General features: G+C 65.7%; 14 protein-coding genes. 10 read left to right on the forward strand and 4 right to left on the reverse strand.

The genetic code is table 11. The annotated features are described in order from the left end of the window. Positions 1-187 precede the first annotated feature (187 nt). The 8 genes from IVB32_RS27200 (at position 188) to IVB32_RS27235 (ending at position 10,320) form a co-directional block, all read left to right on the forward strand. Positions 188-1,183 carry a tripartite tricarboxylate transporter substrate-binding protein gene (locus IVB32_RS27200; protein WP_085350245.1) on the forward strand — a complete coding sequence of 332 codons (996 nt, stop codon included), beginning with the start codon at positions 188-190 and terminating at the stop codon, positions 1,181-1,183. Between the two features lie 313 nt (positions 1,184-1,496). After that, a complete protein-coding gene (locus IVB32_RS27205) occupies positions 1,497-3,149 on the forward strand; it encodes an NAD-dependent malic enzyme (protein WP_083926483.1) in 1,653 nt (550 codons plus the stop codon). A gap of 261 nt (positions 3,150-3,410) precedes the next feature. Then, entirely contained in the window at positions 3,411-3,803 is a 393-nt protein-coding gene (locus IVB32_RS27210; protein ID WP_018457458.1) for a BlaI/MecI/CopY family transcriptional regulator, read from the forward strand. Beyond that, positions 3,800-6,316 carry a M56 family metallopeptidase gene (locus tag IVB32_RS27215; protein WP_247368907.1) on the forward strand — a complete coding sequence of 839 codons (2,517 nt, stop codon included), beginning with the start codon at positions 3,800-3,802 and terminating at the stop codon, positions 6,314-6,316. Before IVB32_RS27210 ends, IVB32_RS27215 begins: the two co-directional genes overlap by 4 nt. A 171-nt stretch (positions 6,317-6,487) precedes the next feature. After that, entirely contained in the window at positions 6,488-7,939 is a 1,452-nt protein-coding gene (locus IVB32_RS27220; RefSeq protein ID WP_018457460.1) for a DUF1800 family protein, read from the forward strand. Positions 7,940-7,941: 2 nt separating this feature from the next. Further along, positions 7,942-9,192, forward strand: a complete 1,251-nt coding sequence (locus IVB32_RS27225; RefSeq protein WP_018457461.1) for a DUF1501 domain-containing protein — start codon at positions 7,942-7,944, stop codon at positions 9,190-9,192. Between the two features lie 345 nt (positions 9,193-9,537). Further along, positions 9,538-10,053 (forward strand): septal ring lytic transglycosylase RlpA family protein, encoded by a 516-nt coding sequence (locus IVB32_RS27230; protein ID WP_018457463.1) that lies wholly within the window; start codon positions 9,538-9,540, stop codon positions 10,051-10,053. Between the two features lie 111 nt (positions 10,054-10,164). After that, positions 10,165-10,320, forward strand: a complete 156-nt coding sequence (locus tag IVB32_RS27235; RefSeq protein ID WP_018457464.1) for a hypothetical protein — start codon at positions 10,165-10,167, stop codon at positions 10,318-10,320. 19 nt (positions 10,321-10,339) lie between these two features. On the opposite strand, the gene IVB32_RS27240 is transcribed toward IVB32_RS27235, so the two are convergent. The 3 genes from IVB32_RS27240 to IVB32_RS27250 all read right to left on the reverse strand — a co-directional run bounded on the left by IVB32_RS27240 (position 10,340) and on the right by IVB32_RS27250 (position 13,825). After that, positions 10,340-10,645 (reverse strand): hypothetical protein, encoded by a 306-nt coding sequence (locus tag IVB32_RS27240; protein WP_018457465.1) that lies wholly within the window; start codon positions 10,643-10,645, stop codon positions 10,340-10,342. A gap of 88 nt (positions 10,646-10,733) precedes the next feature. Then, positions 10,734-11,006: a hypothetical protein gene (locus IVB32_RS27245; protein WP_018457466.1), complete on the reverse strand. Its 273-nt coding sequence runs from the start codon at positions 11,004-11,006 to the stop codon at positions 10,734-10,736. 128 nt (positions 11,007-11,134) lie between these two features. Next, positions 11,135-13,825: an alpha/beta hydrolase fold domain-containing protein gene (locus IVB32_RS27250; protein ID WP_026233376.1), complete on the reverse strand. Its 2,691-nt coding sequence runs from the start codon at positions 13,823-13,825 to the stop codon at positions 11,135-11,137. A 191-nt stretch (positions 13,826-14,016) separates the two neighbouring features. Here IVB32_RS27250 and IVB32_RS27255 point away from each other — a divergent pair, with 191 nt between their 5' ends. Further along, entirely contained in the window at positions 14,017-14,262 is a 246-nt protein-coding gene (locus IVB32_RS27255; protein WP_018457468.1) for a hypothetical protein, read from the forward strand. A gap of 81 nt (positions 14,263-14,343) precedes the next feature. After that, entirely contained in the window at positions 14,344-15,804 is a 1,461-nt protein-coding gene (locus tag IVB32_RS27260) for a carboxylesterase family protein (protein ID WP_018457469.1), read from the forward strand. A gap of 15 nt (positions 15,805-15,819) precedes the next feature. Here IVB32_RS27260 and IVB32_RS27265 read toward each other — a convergent pair whose 3' ends face one another. Then, the gene (locus IVB32_RS27265; protein WP_007601069.1) at positions 15,820-15,999 is read right to left on the reverse strand and encodes a hypothetical protein; all 180 of its coding nucleotides are present in this window, start codon (positions 15,997-15,999) and stop codon (positions 15,820-15,822) included. Positions 16,000-16,088: the final 89 nt, after the last annotated feature.

Consider the following 16,088-nt stretch of genomic DNA (forward strand, 5'->3'; position numbering starts at 1 on the left):
GACCACCCATGAATCATTGAACAATTGATTCGGGAATCCTATAAATCGCGGCAAAATCAACAATCTGCCAAAGTAGTGCTAAGCTGTCCGACATCATTTTCAGCTTGCCTCGGCCCGCGCCGCAGCGTTCACTCCGGCTCCAGCCTGCTGACAACATGCGGGCGACAAAAAGCGTGGGGGGAGACTGATGCGGGGGCTGTGGGCCGGATTGCATAATCATGCGATCGTCATTGCTGGGCTGATCGCCTATGGGTTGATCGCGCCGCTAAGCGCCCAGCCGTTTCCGTCGCGGCCGATCACCCTCGTGGTGCCGTTCGCGGCGGGCGGTCCGACCGATACGCTGGCGCGCATCCTGTCCGAACGCATCGCCGCTGAATTGCACACGTCGATCGTGGTGGAGAACATCGCCGGCGCCTCCGGCAGCATCGCCGGCGCCCGCGTCGCGCGCGCAACGCCTGATGGCACCACGATCACGATCGGCCATTGGGGCACGCATGTGCTCAACGGCGCGATCTTCAAGCTGCCATACGACGTGATCGCCGATTTCGAGCCGGTCGCGACGATCGCGATGGGCACGCAGCTCATCGTCGGCCGGAAGACGCTCGAAGCCAACACTCTGAAAGAGATGATCGCGTGGCTGAAGGCCAACCCCGGCAAGGTGACTGCCGGCACGGCCGGCGCCGGCACGGGGGCCCACGTCGCCGGTGTCTTCTTCAAGGAGAGGACCGGCACCGACTTCCAGTTCGTGCCGTATCGCGGCGCGGGGCCCGCCATGATCGACCTCGTGGCCGGGCAGATCGACATCATGTTCGATCAGGCCTCGAACTCGCTGCCGCACTACAAGAACGGTGCGATCAAGGCGTTCGCGGTGACGTCGCCGACGCGGCTCGCCTCCGCGCCCGATATCCCGACGGTCGACGAGGCGGGGTTGCCCGGTCTCTACATCTCCTACTGGCACGGCATCTGGGCACCGAAGAACACGCCGAAGGAGATCGTCACAAAGCTCAACGCGGCCATTGTCACCGTGCTTGCCGATCCCACCGTCAAGCAGCGGTTTGGCGAATTGGGGCAGGAGATTCCTCCGCCCGATCAGCAGACGCCCGCAGCGCTCGGAGCCTTCCAGAAGGCCGAGACCGAGAAATGGTGGCCGATCGTGAAGGCCGCCGACATCAAGGCGGAATAATACCACTGCCTCATCCTGAGGAGCCCGCGGAGCGGGTGTCTCGAAGGATGCGCCGCAAGCGAGAGCAGGGCCTGCGTGGTTCGCCCGGCGATGCAAAGCATCGTCCGGAGACGCGCGTTCCGCGCTCCTCACCATGAGGAGAACGACAGCCTCGCGGCGTTAACCTTTTCGTGCGCACGACGACCGGTCTGTCACCAAAACCTCGCTGCGGTGCGGGATCACAATGCTTGCCGCAGTTTTCTGCGTCCTTGATCTCAGGTGAGTGCTGGCCGACAATGCTCGCCCTTCAATAAGAAACTCCCTGGGGGAATTCGTGAATAGACCTGCTCGGGTCAGCGCCCATTCGACATCGTCCGATTCCGTGCACGGCATGGCGCTGCTGCGCGATCCCCTGCTCAACAAGGGCACCGCCTTCTCCGCGCAGGAGCGCGACGATCTCGGCCTGCGCGGCCTGCTGCCGCCTTGCGTGCTGACGATGGAGACCCAGGTCGAGCGCGTGCTGGTCAATCTGCGCACGCTGCCGACCGATCTCGAGAAATATGTCGCGCTGAATGCCTTGCACGACCGCAACGAGGCGCTGTTCTTCCGCGTCGTCGTCGACAATATCGACGAGATTCAACCGATCATCTACACGCCGACGGTCGGGCTCGCCTGCCAGAAATACGGCCTGATTTTCCAGCGGCCACGCGGCATGTTCATCTCCTCGCGCGATCGCGGCCAGATCGCCGAGATCCTGAAGAACTGGCCCTATCCGGCCAAGCTGATCGTCGTCACCGATGGCGAGCGCATCCTCGGCCTCGGCGATCTCGGCGCCAACGGAATGGGCATTCCGGTCGGAAAGCTCTCGCTCTATTCGGCCTGCGCCGGCGTGCATCCCGAAACGTGCCTGCCGATCGTGCTCGACGTCGGCACCAACAACGAAGAGCTCCTGAAGGACCCGTATTATCTCGGCCTGCGCGAGCGGCGGCTCACGGGCGAGGCCTATGACAGCTTCGTCGACGAGTTCATGGTCGCCGCGCGAAAGACCTTTCCGGGTGTGCTGATCCAGTTCGAGGATTTCGCCAACCACTCGGCGTTCAAGCTGCTGCACAAATACCGCGATGAGGCCTGCGTCTTCAACGACGACATCCAGGGCACGGCTGCGGTGGCGCTCGCCGGCCTGTTTTCGGCGCTGCGCGTCAACGGCGGCAAGCTGAAGGACCAGCGCATCCTGTTCCTCGGCGCCGGCGAGGCCGCGACCGGCATCGCCGATCTCGTGACGTCCGCGATGATGGCGGAAGGTGCCTCTGAAGCCGAGGCGCTTCGGCGCAACTGGCTGGTGGATTCCCGCGGCCTCGTCGTTGGCGCCCGCCAAGGCCTGTCCGGTCACAAGCTCCGTTATGCCCATGCCGGTCAGGCGCCGATCGCCGATTTCCTCACCGCGATCAGGACGCTGAAGCCGACCGCCATCATCGGTGTTGCCGCGGTCGGTGGCGCCTTCACGCCCGACGTGCTCAAGGCGATGGCCGAGCTCAACGAGCAGCCGATCGTGTTCGCGCTCTCCAATCCGACTTCGAAGGCCGAATGTTCGGCGGAGGACGCCTACCGCTACACCGGAGGCCGCGCGCTGTTTGCCTGCGGCAGTCCGTATGACCCCGTCAAGCTCAACGGCCGAACCTTCGTGCCGCGCCAGGGCAACAACTCCTACATCTTCCCGGGCGTCGGCCTCGGCGTCATCGCCAGCCGCTCGCGGCTGGTCACGGACGAGATGTTCATGGCGGCCGCCCATACGCTCGCCGATTGCGTCGGCAAGGACGATCTCGCGCAAGGCAGCCTCTACCCGGCGCTGCCACGCATCCGCGAAGTCTCGGTGCGTATCGCCGCCGCCGTCGCCGATGTCGCCTTTCAGCGCGGGCTCGCGGACGGACCCGCGCCGAACGACGTGAAGGGACTGGTTCAGTCCCAGATGTACGAGCCGCAGTACTGAGGCCTCCGCCTCGTCCTGGCCGGGCATAGCCGTCCGAAGGACGGCGTCGCTTCCGCTCGCCTATGTCCCGGCCATCCACGCCTCGCCGGATGGTACGAAGAACGTGGATGCCCCGGACAAGCCCGGGCCCGACGACCGCTTGAAGCAAGCCACGTTAGGTCAGCACAGCGATACCATTTCAGGTAGAAACCCGGTTGCGCGGCGCGGCCGTATATGCGACGCTCTGTAGCGTTACAAGAAATTCAATCAAGGTAAGCCGCCATGGACGATCGTTTGCCCGAACTGGGCGACCTCGAGCACGAGGTCATGCAACTGGTTTGGGCCCATGGTCCTGTGACGGCCGAAATTGTGCGCGAGAAGCTGTCGCGTCGGCTGAAGGAATCGACAGTCCGCACGGTGCTGCGCCGGCTGGAAGAAAAGGGCTATGCTCGGCACACGGTGGACGGACGCACCTATGTCTACCACGCAGCCGAAGAGCGCGCGCGGGTTGCGGCCAAGGCGGTGCAGCGCATCGTCGACTGGTTCTGCAACGGCTCGATGGAGGAGGTCCTCGTCGGCATGGTCGACAATGCGATGCTCGATCAGCAGCAGTTGCGCACACTGGCCGACCAGGTGGCCAAGGCGAAGAAGGCGAGGGGAGTGAAGAAAGAATGATCGCAACTCTGGCGGAGGCGGCGCTGCGCTCCCTTGTGCTGGGAGGCGTCGTCTGGTTCGGCCTCAACCTGTTTCGCGTGCGCAATCCGCACGTCCACATGACGGCGTGGGTCGTCGTGCTGCTGGCGTCGCTGGCGATGCCGTTCGTGATGCATTGGCCGACGGTCACGATCACCCGGCTGCCATCGCCGGTATCGGTGCCGGCTGATGTCATGCCAGTTGATATCTCGACGTTCGAGATGCCGCAGCCCATGCAGCCGATGACGCCCGGCGCGGCGATTCCGCCGTCGAAGAACGGCGTCTCAATCAATTGGTGGCTGATCGCTACCGTCATCCATGCCGGCGTCGCCAGCCTGTTGCTGCTGCGGCTGGCCATCGGCCTCTGTCTGACCTGGCGCCTCGCGCGCGCGGCAAGGCCGATCAACGGTCCGCGCATGGTCGACGCCGATGTGCGCGTCAGCCGCGACGTCGGCGGTCCCGTCACGTTTGGCTCGACCATTCTGGTGCCGCCGCAATTTTCCGGCTGGGACGCCAAGAAGCGCCTCGCGGTGCTCGCGCATGAGGGCGCGCATGTCGCCAACCGCGATTTCTATATACTCCTGCTCGCCTCCCTCAATCGCGCGGTGTTCTGGTTCAGCCCGTTCTCGTGGTGGCAGCTCGCGCGTCTGGCCGAACTTGCCGAGATCATCAGCGACGCCGAGGCCATCGAGGTGATCGACGACCGGCTGTCCTATGCGGAAATCCTGCTTGATTTTGCAAGCACGGTAAACCCGCGGCCGGTCGAGCTCGCGATGGCGCGGGCCTCGACCGTGCGCGCCCGCGTCGAGCGCATCATCGCGGCCGCCGCGATGCCCGTCGCGGTCGGCTGGCGCAAGCGGGCGTGGATCGCGGCTGCGATCGTCCCGGCCGTGATCGTGTCCGCCGGCATGATCGCCTATCGCACGCCGGAGCCTGCGCCGCTCGCCGCGGATAGTGGAGAGGTGCCGGCCCAGCATTACCGCCCCTTCGTCAATTTCTACGCCATGGGTCCGACCTCGGTGTTCGCGATCTTCCGCGACGGCGACGAGGTCTACGGCCAGCTCACCGGGCAGCGCAAATTGCGCCTGACGGTCGGCACTGACGGCATCGCATCCTACCCCGCCTCGTCCGGTGAGATCACGTTCCCGCTCGATGCGGAGCGCCGCTCCGCCGAGCTGATGCTGCGCATGAATGGACGCGACATCCGCGCACTTCTCGTTGCCGAGATGCCGACGGCGGCCACCGATTCCGGATCACTCGATCAATATGTGGGCTGGTACAGGATCGCACCGAACCGCGTGCTCACGGTGGACCGCGACGGGGATCGGCTCCAGGTGCAGGAAACCGTACAGGGCCGGGCTGCGCTCCTCGCTGAGGGGGCCGACGCCTTCTCGATCCGTGGCGACAATCTGCTGGTTTTCCTGCGCGACGAGCAGGCCAGGGTCTCGCGCGTGCTGGTCCAGAACGCGGTGTTCGGCGCCCGCCTCGCACCGCGGATCGATGCGGCCGCGGCGCAGGCGATCGAGGCCGACTTCGCGCGTCGCGTTGCGGAAGTCCCCGATCGTTTCCGCGAGCAGGTCCCGGTCGCCGGCGGCAAGGAGATGATCCTGCGCGGGATCGAGGATCTGCGCAGCGGCACGCCGAACTACGACCGGATGAGCGCACCGCTCGCCGCCAAGGTCCACCGCCAGGTCGACGAGTTGCACGCGACCTTCGTCGCCCTCGGTCCGGTGGAGTCGCTGTTCTTCCGCGGCGTCGGACCGGGCGGCTACGACATCTATGGTGCGAAATTCGAGAACGGCACGGCGGAATTCCGCCTGCTGCTCGAGCCAGACGGCAAGGCCGGCGACGTCATCTTCCGGGCCGACGGCAATGATGAGCTCGGCGGCATCGTCACGTGCGCCGAGGAGGCGAATGTGCGCGGCCGCGCCGGCACTTCGCCGATCCGGATCATGGTCTACAACGAGATGGGCGAGGACATCCGCGTCTTCAATCTCGATGCCGACGGCAATCGCAAGGCCCAGAGCGTGGTCCGGCCCAACATGAGCTGGGCGGCCACGACCACGGTGAACAATCCCTGGGTGATCGCCGACAATTCCGGACGGTGCCTCGAGGTGCTGATGCCGGGTCGGCAGACGCGCTTCCACAATGTCGAGGCTTCCAACATGGGCGCGAAGCCGGGGCGCGCCGCCCGCCGCGCCGTTCCGATCGCCAATGGCGAGGATATGCTGCGCCGCTATATCGCTGATGTCGGCAAGGGCCAGCCGGACTACGAGCACATGACGTCGGAAGTCGCCGACATCACGCGGCAGCAGCTTCCGTTCGACCAGGCGATCCTGGCGAAGCTCGGCGCGCTGCGTGCGGTCTCGTTCCGCGGCGTCACCGCGCTCGACAGCGACATCTACATCGCCCAGTTCGCCAACGGCTCGGCGGAATGGCGGATCGGCGTCAGGAACGGCACGATCACCAAGATCGCGCTCGGGCCGAATTTCTAGGAGCGTTGCGGCCGTCCATCAGTCACGCCGGATGGGCGGCTCGCGATATCGGACGGGACAGCGCAATCTCTGCTTGCGGGCCAGCACCGCAAATGCTACGATATGTAGCATTACGGTTCGTAGCCTTGCGCGGCGTGCCGCTGGCAGGCTCGAGAAAATCAGGCGTTCGCGATGACCAATTCCGCAAAGGCCGAAGCTGTGCTGGCGCTTCATCGCTTCGGGATGGGGCCGCGACCGGGATCGATCGCCGCCGTCGGCACCGACCCGCGCGGCGCACTGATCGCCGATCTCGACCGGCCGCTCACGCTGACCGCCGCCGCCGTCCTTCCCACCAGCGCAAAGGCCTATCGCACCGTTGCCGACGCCAATGCGCGGCGCGCGGCTAGGGCCAAGCAGGCGCAGCAGCAGGCCAAGAGGCAGCAGACGGCGTCCGCGCCGACAATGTCGGAAGACCAGACGCAAGGGCAGGGTGCGGACAAGGACGCCGCCGAGATGGCGGCCAAGCAGGCGGCCGAGGCCGTGCCCGATCCCGGGCGTCCGATCTATTTGCAGGAAGCCAAGCTGCGCACGGAAGCCGCGCTTGCCGCCGAGATCGGCTTCGCCGAGCGGCTGGTGTGGTTCTGGTCCAACCATTTCTGCATCTCGGCCAACAAGATCCAGAGCATGTCCGGCGCCTATGAGCGCGAAGCCGTTCGCGCCAATATGCTCGGCCGCTTCGTCGATCTCCTGTTGGCCGTCGAGGGCCATCCGGCGATGCTGTTCTATCTCGACAATCTCGGCTCGATGGGTGCGAACTCGATCGCCGGCATCAACCGCAGCCGCGGCCTCAACGAGAACATCGCGCGCGAGATCATGGAGCTGCATACGCTCGGCGTGCGCGCCGGCTACACCCAGGACGACGTCATCAGCTTCGCCAATGTGTTGACGGGATGGACGCTGGTGCCGCCCGGCGACAATCCCGAGCACGGTGGCGAGTTCACCTTCAATCCGCGGCTGCACGAGCCCGGCGGGCAAACCGTGCTCGGCAAGCGCTACGAGCAGGAGGATGCCGAGCAGGGCCGCGCGGTGCTGCGCGATCTCGCCGCGCATCCGGCGACCGCAACCCATATCGCGACCAAGCTCGCGCGCCATTTCGTCGCCGACGAGCCGCCGCCTGTGCTGATCGAGCAGATGGCGAAGACTTTTCGCGACACCGAGGGCGATCTTAAGCAGGTCGCGATCGCGATGGTGTCCTCGGACGAGGCCTGGCGCGGGCCGCCGTCGAAGCTCAAGCGTCCCAGCGAGTGGGGCGTTGGCATGGTGCGCGCGACCGGCGCCACGACGGTCGATCCAGTCCGCTTCACCGGCGGGCTGGAGCTGCTCGGCGAGGCGCTGTGGCGTCCATCCGCGCCCAAGGGCTATCCGGACGACGAGGCGAGCTGGATCGACGGCGTCGGCCGGCGGCTCGACATCGCCAACAATTTTGCCGAGCGCCTCGCCGGTACGGCTGATCCGCAGGCGATCATCGAGGACGTCTTCGCATCGGAGATATCACCCGAGGTGAAGCAGGCCGTCGGCCGCGCCGAGAGCCGGCAGCAGGCGCTCGCGCTGTTGTTCATGTCGGCGGATTTCCAGAGGAGGTGACCATGGGCTTTGACCATCATCTGCCCACGCGGCGCGAGCTTCTGGTCGGCTCCGGCGCGCTGTTCACGTGGAGCCAGATGCCGCGGATCGCGCGTGCCGAAGGGCGCGATCCGCGCCTGCTGGTCATTGTGCTGCGCGGTGCGCTCGACGGCCTTGGCGCGGTTGCGCCGGTCGGCGATCCCGACTGGATCTCCTTGCGCGGCGATCGTGCGCTGGTGCTGGACGGCAAGCCGCCCGCGCTGCCGCTCGATGCCTTCTTCGCGCTCAATCCGGCGATGCCGAATCTGCATCGGCTCTACAAGAGCGGCAAGGCTGCGATCGTCCATGCCGCCGCGACGCCCTATCGCGAGCGTTCGCATTTCGACGGCCAGGACGTGCTGGAAAGCGGGCTCGTCAAGCCGGGCATGACCAGCTCGGGATGGCTCAACCGCGCGCTGCTCGCGCTGGAATCCAGCGGGCGTGTCGACCCGCGCGGCAGCCGCGCGCTCGGCATCGGCTCCGTGACGCCGCTGGTGGTGCGCGGTTCGGCGCCCGTCATGACATGGGTGCCGCAGAGATTGTTGCCGGCGAGCGAGGACACGCAGAACCGCCTGCTCGATCTCTACCAGCACACCGATCCGAAGCTTGCGACCGTGCTCCAGGCCCGCATGAGGCTCGCTTCGCTCGGCGGCGCACCAGGCGCGGGCGATCCGATGTCCGACGATCCGACCTTGCCGCCGCCCGGCATCGCGCGCGTGCGCGCCTATTTCGCCGAAGCCGCCGGCACGGCCGCGCGCTATCTCGCCAAGCCTGACGGCCCGCGTGTCGGCGCCATGGGCTTCGTCGGCTGGGATACGCACATCGCCGAGGGCGTGGCCTCGGGCCAGCTCTACAATCTGCTCGGTGCTCTCGACGGCGCCTTTGCCGCGATCGAGAGCAATATGGGCGAAGCGTGGCGCGAAACAGTCGTGGCCGTCGTCACCGAGTTCGGGCGAACCGCGCGCATCAACGGTACGCAGGGTACCGACCACGGCACGGGCACGGTCGCTTTCCTGATCGGCGGCGGGCTCAACGGTGGTCGCGTGATCGCGGACTGGCCCGGTCTGAAGCCGGCGCAACTCTTCGAGGATCGCGATCTCAAGCCGACCACGGATTTGCGCGCGGTGCTGAAAGGCCTGCTGAGGGATCATCTGCGCGTCGAGGAGAAGGTGCTCGCAGAAGCCGTCTTCCCGGGCAGCGCCGACGTCAAACCGATGGGAGGCCTCGTCGGCTGACGACGCGGCTCTCGCAACCGGATCGGGTTCATGATGTGCACGCTGACACAACGGGAGCTCGACTTTCTCGCCAGCTTGAAGACCGGCTGGCAGCGGCTCTATCGGCGCGAGCTCGCGCGGCTCTCGAGGAGCGGCGCCGAACCTGACGAGGTTCCGCCGGAGACGCGCCCGATCTGGCGCGTCGTATCGGGCTTATCCCACGAGCCTGTCTCGATTCAGGACAAGCCAGTGTGGTGGAATCGCCACAGCTAACCCGAAACGGCTGCGGCCTCAGGCGCGCTTTCGTTCCGACAAGGTTCTGCCCTCATTGCCCACCGAAACTCGGGGCCATTCGGAGGGCGCATCATGTCTTGCTTTGCACGTGCCGAAAATGCCCGGATTTCGCCGGCAAGCCTGTGCCGGATCCTGCTCGCCACCATCGGCGCGGCGTCGCTTGCGGCGTGTGCGCAATCGCCGGTCGGCCACCAGAAGGCCGATCTCGGCACCCACCGCCAGGCCGCTGTCGAACGACCGCACAGGGTGGCGGCGCTGCATCCGCGTCCGATCAGCCGGGCGCGCATCCCCGACGGTGATGCAAAGCAGAGCGTCTCCCACGGCGTCGCCAGTTTCTATTCGGACACGGAGACGGCGAGCGGCGAGAGGTTCGACAAGAACGAATTGACCGCGGCCCATCCCAGCCTGCCGTTCGGCACCAAGCTGCGCGTCACCGATGTCTCATCCGGCCGCTTCGTCACCGTCAGGATCAACGATCGCGGGCCGTATGTTCGCGGACGCGTGGTCGACGTCTCTCCCTCCGCGGCGGAGGCGCTCGGCATGGTCGACAAGGGTGTCACCAATGTCCGGCTCGACGTGGTGCAATAATTTGCGGCTGCATCGATCCGAAGCGCTGTGCTTAACCGGCTGTTAGCCGCCTCAAGCCACCATGGATACCCAATCATTCGGGACTAGATCTAAGCTCTTGGGAGGCGGCGTTTGACCACGATCCAGTATCTCGAAGATCAGGCCGCACGCGCCGAGCGGCTGGCCAAACGGATCACGGATACATTGACGATCGAAAAGCTCCTGACCTTCGCGCACGAACGCCGCCGCGAGATCGAGGTCATCGCCGGCAAGTACCGGCGCGCCTGATTCTCATCCCCATGCGCGCTCAGCTGTGGCTTTCGACGAAGTCGCTGAGATAGTCCGGCAGCGTCATGCCATCAATGTCACAGCGCGCCCGGATCTCGCCGGCGACATCGGTCGAGATGTCCTTCATCCAGTGCTCCAGCGTGTTGAACGAGATGACCTTGATGGGGTCGTTGAAGCAGCCAGCGACGAGCTCGCCGATCGTGGCGTCGAGATCGCTTCGCTCGACGCGAATTTCGGTCGCCTTGTCGAGGCGGTCGATCACCACGAACAGGGTCTGGTCTGCGCCATAGGGCACGACAGGGGCTGGCACGCCGGCTTCAAGCATGTGAGGCACTCACGCCTTCGCTTCCGATCACCATCAACGGGAAAAACCGGCAGAAGGTTCCCGCGCTCAGCCGGTGCTTCTGCGAGGATCAGAGAAATTCGCGCAGCCGCGCCAGCTCCGTGATGTGCTCGGGCGAGAGAATGTCCGTGACCAGCGGCGGTTGCGCGATGGTGCGGATCTCATAGAGATGCCTGGTCGCCGCCGGCTTCGCCATGAACGCCGAGATGCATTCGTCGAGCGTACCCTCGATCACCTGGTAGGACGCTCGGTCCGACCGTCGCTGGTTCGCAAGCGACGGCCATTTATGCAGCACCGCAAGGACACCAAAGTCGACCTTTGAATCCCCAACCACGTCCCCCATCGTCCCGCCTCACGCAAAAAGACCCCGGCACACGATCGTGCGTACCGGGGCCTACACCCATTACTGCATCTCAATGCCTCAGCACCAAACGCGATGACCGGGAAATAGTTCCCGGCAAATGTTTGCTTTCAGCTCGCGGCCGCCGCGATTTTATGGCCCGGGCTGGTGTGCCCGTGGCTGGTCTCATCGCCGCGACCAACTTCGGGCGGAAGCCCGGCAAAGCGCCGCAAGGCCTCGGCCATCTGCACCCGGCTCGGCGCGCCGGTGATGATCACGTCCACCATCGTGAAGGACGAATGGAAATGGCCACGCGCCTTGAGTTGCTCGACCGGGACGCCGGCGGCTGCCATCGCCTCGGCATAGGCGATGCCTTCGTCGCGCAGGGGATCGAATTCGCAGGTGACGACGAAGGCCGGCGGTAGCCTTTCGACCTTGCCGCGGAGCGGCGAGGCGCGTGGATCGGTGCGGTCGGTCGGCGAGCAGTAGAGGTCCCAGAACCAGTACATCAGCGAGCGCGTCAGGAAATAGCCGGTCGCATTGTCGTTGTAGGAGGGGCGGTCGAAGGTGCAGTCGGTGACCGGGCAGATCAGGAGTTGGCCCGCGATCTCAGGGCCGCCGCGATCGCGCGCAAGCTGGCAGGTGACGGCGGCGATGTTGCCGCCGGCGCTCCAGCCCGCGACCAGCACCGGGCCCGGCCTGCCGCCGAGCTCGGCGGCGTGCTCGGCGATCCAGCGCGTCGCCGCATAGCCGTCTTCGGCCGCGGCCGGGAAACGATGCTCGGGCGCATGACGATAGCCGACGCTGACCAGCATCATGCCGGTCCGCCGCACCATGTCGCGGCAGAACGGCTCGTCCGACTGCTCGTCGCCGAGCACCCAGCCGCCGCCGTGGAAATAGACCACCACCGGATGCGGCCCCGGCGTTGCCGGCCGGTATACCCGGTAAGGCAGCGGACCGTCGGCGCCTGTCAGGGTGCCGTCGACGATCTCGCCGATCGGCCGTCCCGCCGGGCGGCCCTTGTTGAACTCGTCGACGAAGGCGCGGGCGCCGAGGGCGCCCATCGACTCGATCGGCGGCAGGTTGAGTGACGCCAGCAGGTTCAGCACCAGCCGCACGTCCGGCTGCAGCCGCACCACCTCGCCGTCATTGCATTGCGCGGCGACGTCGGGGCCGGTCAGCTTGAAGCCGAGCATGCCGCGGCTGACCACCTCGTCGCAGATGCTGCGATAGGGACCGACGCCGCCGGTATAGGGCATCAGGCCCTGCACCTTGCCGGGCACGTTGGCGCCCGTGTACCAGGTGTTGGCGAGCCGGTGCAGCGTCACCATCGAGCAATCGGCCATGTGCCTGTTCCAGCCGGCTTGCGCCGTCTCGGTCGGCTCGATCGTGGTGAAGCCGCCGTCGCGCAATGCTTTGAGCCGGTCGACGACCCAGTCGACATGCTGCTCGATTGACACCGCCATGTTCGACAGCACCGACGGGCTGCCGGGACCGGTGATCATGAAGAAGTTCGGGAAGCCTGCGACGGTGAGGCCGAGATAGGTCTGCGGCCCCTGCGCCCAGACGTCGGTGAGCGACTTGCCGCCACGTCCGGTGATCGGATGCACGGCGCGGATCGCGCCGGTCATGGCGTCGAAGCCGGTCGCGAACACGATCACGTCCACGTCGACGCTGCGCTTGGCCGTCGTGATCCCACTTGCGGTGATCGCCTTGATCGGCTCCTGACGCAGATTGACCAGCGTGACGTTCGGCCGGTTGTAGGTCGCGTAATAGTTGGTATCGAGGCAGGGGCGTTTGGCGCCGAACGGATGATCGTCCGGCATCAGCGCCGCGGCGGTCTCGGGGTCTTTGACGGCGGCGCGGATCTTCTCGCGGATCAGGTCCTGGACGATCTTGTTGCCGTCGATGTCGACCGCCTGGTCGGCCCAGAGCTGGGTCAGGATGTGGACGAGGTCGCCGGCCGCCCAAGCGCGTTCGAACCGCTCACGACGCTCGGCATCGCTTAATTGCCAGCTAACGACCGTCTGCTGCGGATAGGGCACGCCGGCCATCGACTGGCGCGCCTGCTCGCGATAGGCCGCGCGATCGCCTTGCAGCAGGCTCATGCGATCGGACGGCGCGGGACCGTTGTGCGCCGGAAGCGCGAAATTCGGGGTGCGCTGGAACACGGTCAGGTGCGCAGCCTGCTCGGCGATCAGCGGGATCGACTGAATGGCCGACGATCCCGTGCCGATCACCGCGACGCGCTTGCCGCCGAGATGGACGCCGTCATGCGGCCAGCGTCCGGTGAAATAGACCTCGCCCTTGAAGTCCTTCACGCCGTCGATCTCCGGCGGCTTGGGCGCCGAGAGGCAGCCGGTGGCCATGATGTAATGGCGGCAGGAGACCGGCGGGCCATTATCGGTGGTGAGCTGCCAGCGCTCGATCGCCTCGTCCCATTTCGCTTCCGTGACCTTGGTCTTGAAGCGGATGTCACGCCTGAGATCGTAGCGGTCGGCGACGAAGCCGAGATAGCGCAGGATCTCGGGCTGGGTCGCATATTTCTCCGACCAGGTCCATGCGGTCTCGAGGTCGGGATCGAAGGTGTAGCTGTAATCAATGGTCTGGATGTCGCAGCGCGCCCCGGGATATCGGTTCCAGTACCAGGTGCCGCCGACGTCGCCGGCTTCTTCGAGGCCGACCGCCGTCAGGCCGGCCTTGCGTAGCCGATGCAGAAGATAGAGGCCGGCAAATCCGGCACCGACCACGGCAACATCGACCTGCTGGCTGGTTCCGCGCCCCGTGTCCGAGGCACGTGCAGCAACCATTGCATCAGGCATGGCATTTCCTCCCGTGTGTTTTGTTTTGCCCGCAGGCTATCGCTGCAGGTTCGGCTTGTCATCACGGCATGTGCAATCTTCGGTAGCCATTTGCGGCGTCATCATGGCCGCGTGAATGTTGCGGCGGCACACGCATCGCGATGCACAAGGGCCGTGATTTCCCGGGCTAATCAGGGTCGATCCACCTGTGTATGCTCTTGTTTTTGCCACGCGTGCAAACGGGCGTCATGACAGAGTTGAGTGAGCGGACCAAAGCGAACATGGACGTCGTCCTGGAGGAGACGTGCCGCCAACTGCCTCACGGCGGCGATCACGACAGCCGCAGGTTCATCGCCGAGCGGCTGATCGAGGCGGCGCGGTCCGGTCACTCCACGCTCGGCGAGCTCGGCATCATCGCACGGCACGCACTGGCGGAGCTTGCCGCCAAGCGGAGCTAGGCGCAGCCGCGGCGCTTGCTTCGCGGCGGGCCACGGACATAACCTGCCCAAAATCCTTCCGCGCGTCGAGATGCTCCGAAGATGCGGTCCGTGTTCGCGCTTTTTGCGACGTCACTCGTCCTCTGTTGCGCCGGCTCGGTCGTGGCCCAGCCGGTCGGCCAGTTTCCATTTGCGCTGACGCGCGAAGGACAGATGCTTGGCGCCGTCGAAGGCGAGGTGGCCTCGTTCAAGGGGCTGGCCTATGTGGCCGCGCCGCTCGGACCGCTGCGCTGGCGTCCGCCGCAGGCTGCACCCGAGAGTTCGGAGATGCGCACCGCCTATGCCTATGGCGCGCCGTGTCTTCAGCCCTCGCTGCCGGGATCGAGCGAGGATTGCCTCACGCTGAACGTGTTTCGTCCGTTCGGGGTCGACGGCCCGCTACCGGTGATGATGTTCATCCACGACGGCGCTTTCGTCAGCGGCACCGCGAATGATCCGCTGTTCGACGGTGCCAGGCTCGCGCAAGCCGGCCTCATCGTGGTGACCGTGAATTTTCGCCTCGGCGCGTTCGGCTGGCTCAGCGATCCCGCGCTGTCGGAAGGCGGCTCCGGCAATTTCGGCCTGATGGACCAGATCGCGGCGCTGCATTGGGTGCACGACAACATCGCGGCCTTCGGCGGTGATCCCACCAACGTCACCTTGTTCGGCAGTGGCGCAGGCGCAACGTCGATCGCGCTGCTGATGCTGTCGGAGCAATCGCGCGATCTCTTCCAGAAAGCCATTCTGCAATCGATCCCCGGCCGTGCGCGCCTGCGTTCGGCACAAGAGGCCGAAATTGTGGGGCGGCAATTCGTGGCGGTGCTGGGGCGACAGGCCGATTTACGTACAGCCGAACCGCAACGCCTGCTTGCCGTCGAAAAACATTTCCTGGAAAAATCGCCGCGCAGCTTCGCGCCGACGATCGATGGGAGTCTGGTGAGCGAGGAGGTCGCCGCGGGCTTCGCAGCTGGACATGAGAGCCGCATCCCCTTGATCATCGGCTCGAACGACGACGAGACCGGTTTCGACGGCGAGCTGGATATCCGGGAAGAGCTGGCATCGTCAGGCACCACCAGCGATGAGCTGCGCAGGCTCTATCCCGATCTCGCCAGACCTTCGGACCGCGCGGCAAGGTTCTACACCGACAGGGTCTTCTCCGAGCCAGTGAGACTGCTGGCGCGCCTGCATGCCGCCAGCGGTGCGCCGACCTTTCGCTATCGCTTCACCTATGTGCCGGAGGCACGGCGCGCAAACCCCGAGGGCGGTCACGGGCGGGAATTGCAGTTCATCTTCGGCGTCGAAGGCATGCCCGGTGCAGGCATCTTGTCAGGAGCCGATCGCGAGGTCGCAAATCGCATGCGCGCCTACTGGATCAATTTCGCCAGGAGCGGCGATCCCAACGGTGCGGACCTGCCGCATTGGGATTCGGCCGCAGGCAGCGATCGCCTGCTGCTGATCGCGAACGATGGCATCGCGAGCGGAGACGACCCCTGGTCGGAGCGTCTGGACCGGTTCGCGCATTAGAGGGATGAGTTGGACTTAAGCCGCGAGCTCGACGCGCGGCGCCGGGCTTAGCCGGTCTTCCTCCAGATAATCCATCGCGCCGTCTTTCTCGACGGCGTAGAACTGCTGGCCTTCCTTCGACTTGTAGGCGGCGCGAACGACGCCGCGGCGGCCCTTGTCACTGTTGACAACATCCCCCAACGCAAACTTCTTCATTTCACGTCCCTGGCTGCTGGCCGACTCCTTCGGCTACGCCCGGGATTCTGGGCAGCAAATCGTTAACGTCTTGCTAACCATACGGGTTT

The organism is Bradyrhizobium sp. 23, from assembly GCF_023073295.1.
Taxonomy (GTDB): Bacteria; Pseudomonadota; Alphaproteobacteria; order Rhizobiales; family Xanthobacteraceae; genus Bradyrhizobium; species Bradyrhizobium canariense_D.

Bases quoted from the DNA above. Each gene is read 5' to 3' on its own strand.
- IVB32_RS27200 (WP_085350245.1), top strand. From the start codon at position 188: ATGCGGGGGCTGTGGGCCGGATTGCATAATCATGCGATCGTCATTGCT.
- IVB32_RS27210 (WP_018457458.1), top strand. From the start codon at position 3,411: ATGGACGATCGTTTGCCCGAACTGGGCGACCTCGAGCACGAGGTCATG.
- IVB32_RS27215 (WP_247368907.1), top strand. From the start codon at position 3,800: ATGATCGCAACTCTGGCGGAGGCGGCGCTGCGCTCCCTTGTGCTGGGA.
- IVB32_RS27220 (WP_018457460.1), top strand. From the start codon at position 6,488: ATGACCAATTCCGCAAAGGCCGAAGCTGTGCTGGCGCTTCATCGCTTC.
- IVB32_RS27225 (WP_018457461.1), top strand. From the start codon at position 7,942: ATGGGCTTTGACCATCATCTGCCCACGCGGCGCGAGCTTCTGGTCGGC.
- IVB32_RS27230 (WP_018457463.1), top strand. From the start codon at position 9,538: ATGTCTTGCTTTGCACGTGCCGAAAATGCCCGGATTTCGCCGGCAAGC.
- IVB32_RS27240 (WP_018457465.1), bottom strand. From the start codon at position 10,645: ATGCTTGAAGCCGGCGTGCCAGCCCCTGTCGTGCCCTATGGCGCAGAC.
- IVB32_RS27245 (WP_018457466.1), bottom strand. From the start codon at position 11,006: ATGGGGGACGTGGTTGGGGATTCAAAGGTCGACTTTGGTGTCCTTGCG.
- IVB32_RS27250 (WP_026233376.1), bottom strand. From the start codon at position 13,825: ATGCCTGATGCAATGGTTGCTGCACGTGCCTCGGACACGGGGCGCGGA.
- IVB32_RS27255 (WP_018457468.1), top strand. From the start codon at position 14,017: ATGCTCTTGTTTTTGCCACGCGTGCAAACGGGCGTCATGACAGAGTTG.
- IVB32_RS27260 (WP_018457469.1), top strand. From the start codon at position 14,344: ATGCGGTCCGTGTTCGCGCTTTTTGCGACGTCACTCGTCCTCTGTTGC.
- IVB32_RS27265 (WP_007601069.1), bottom strand. From the start codon at position 15,999: ATGAAGAAGTTTGCGTTGGGGGATGTTGTCAACAGTGACAAGGGCCGC.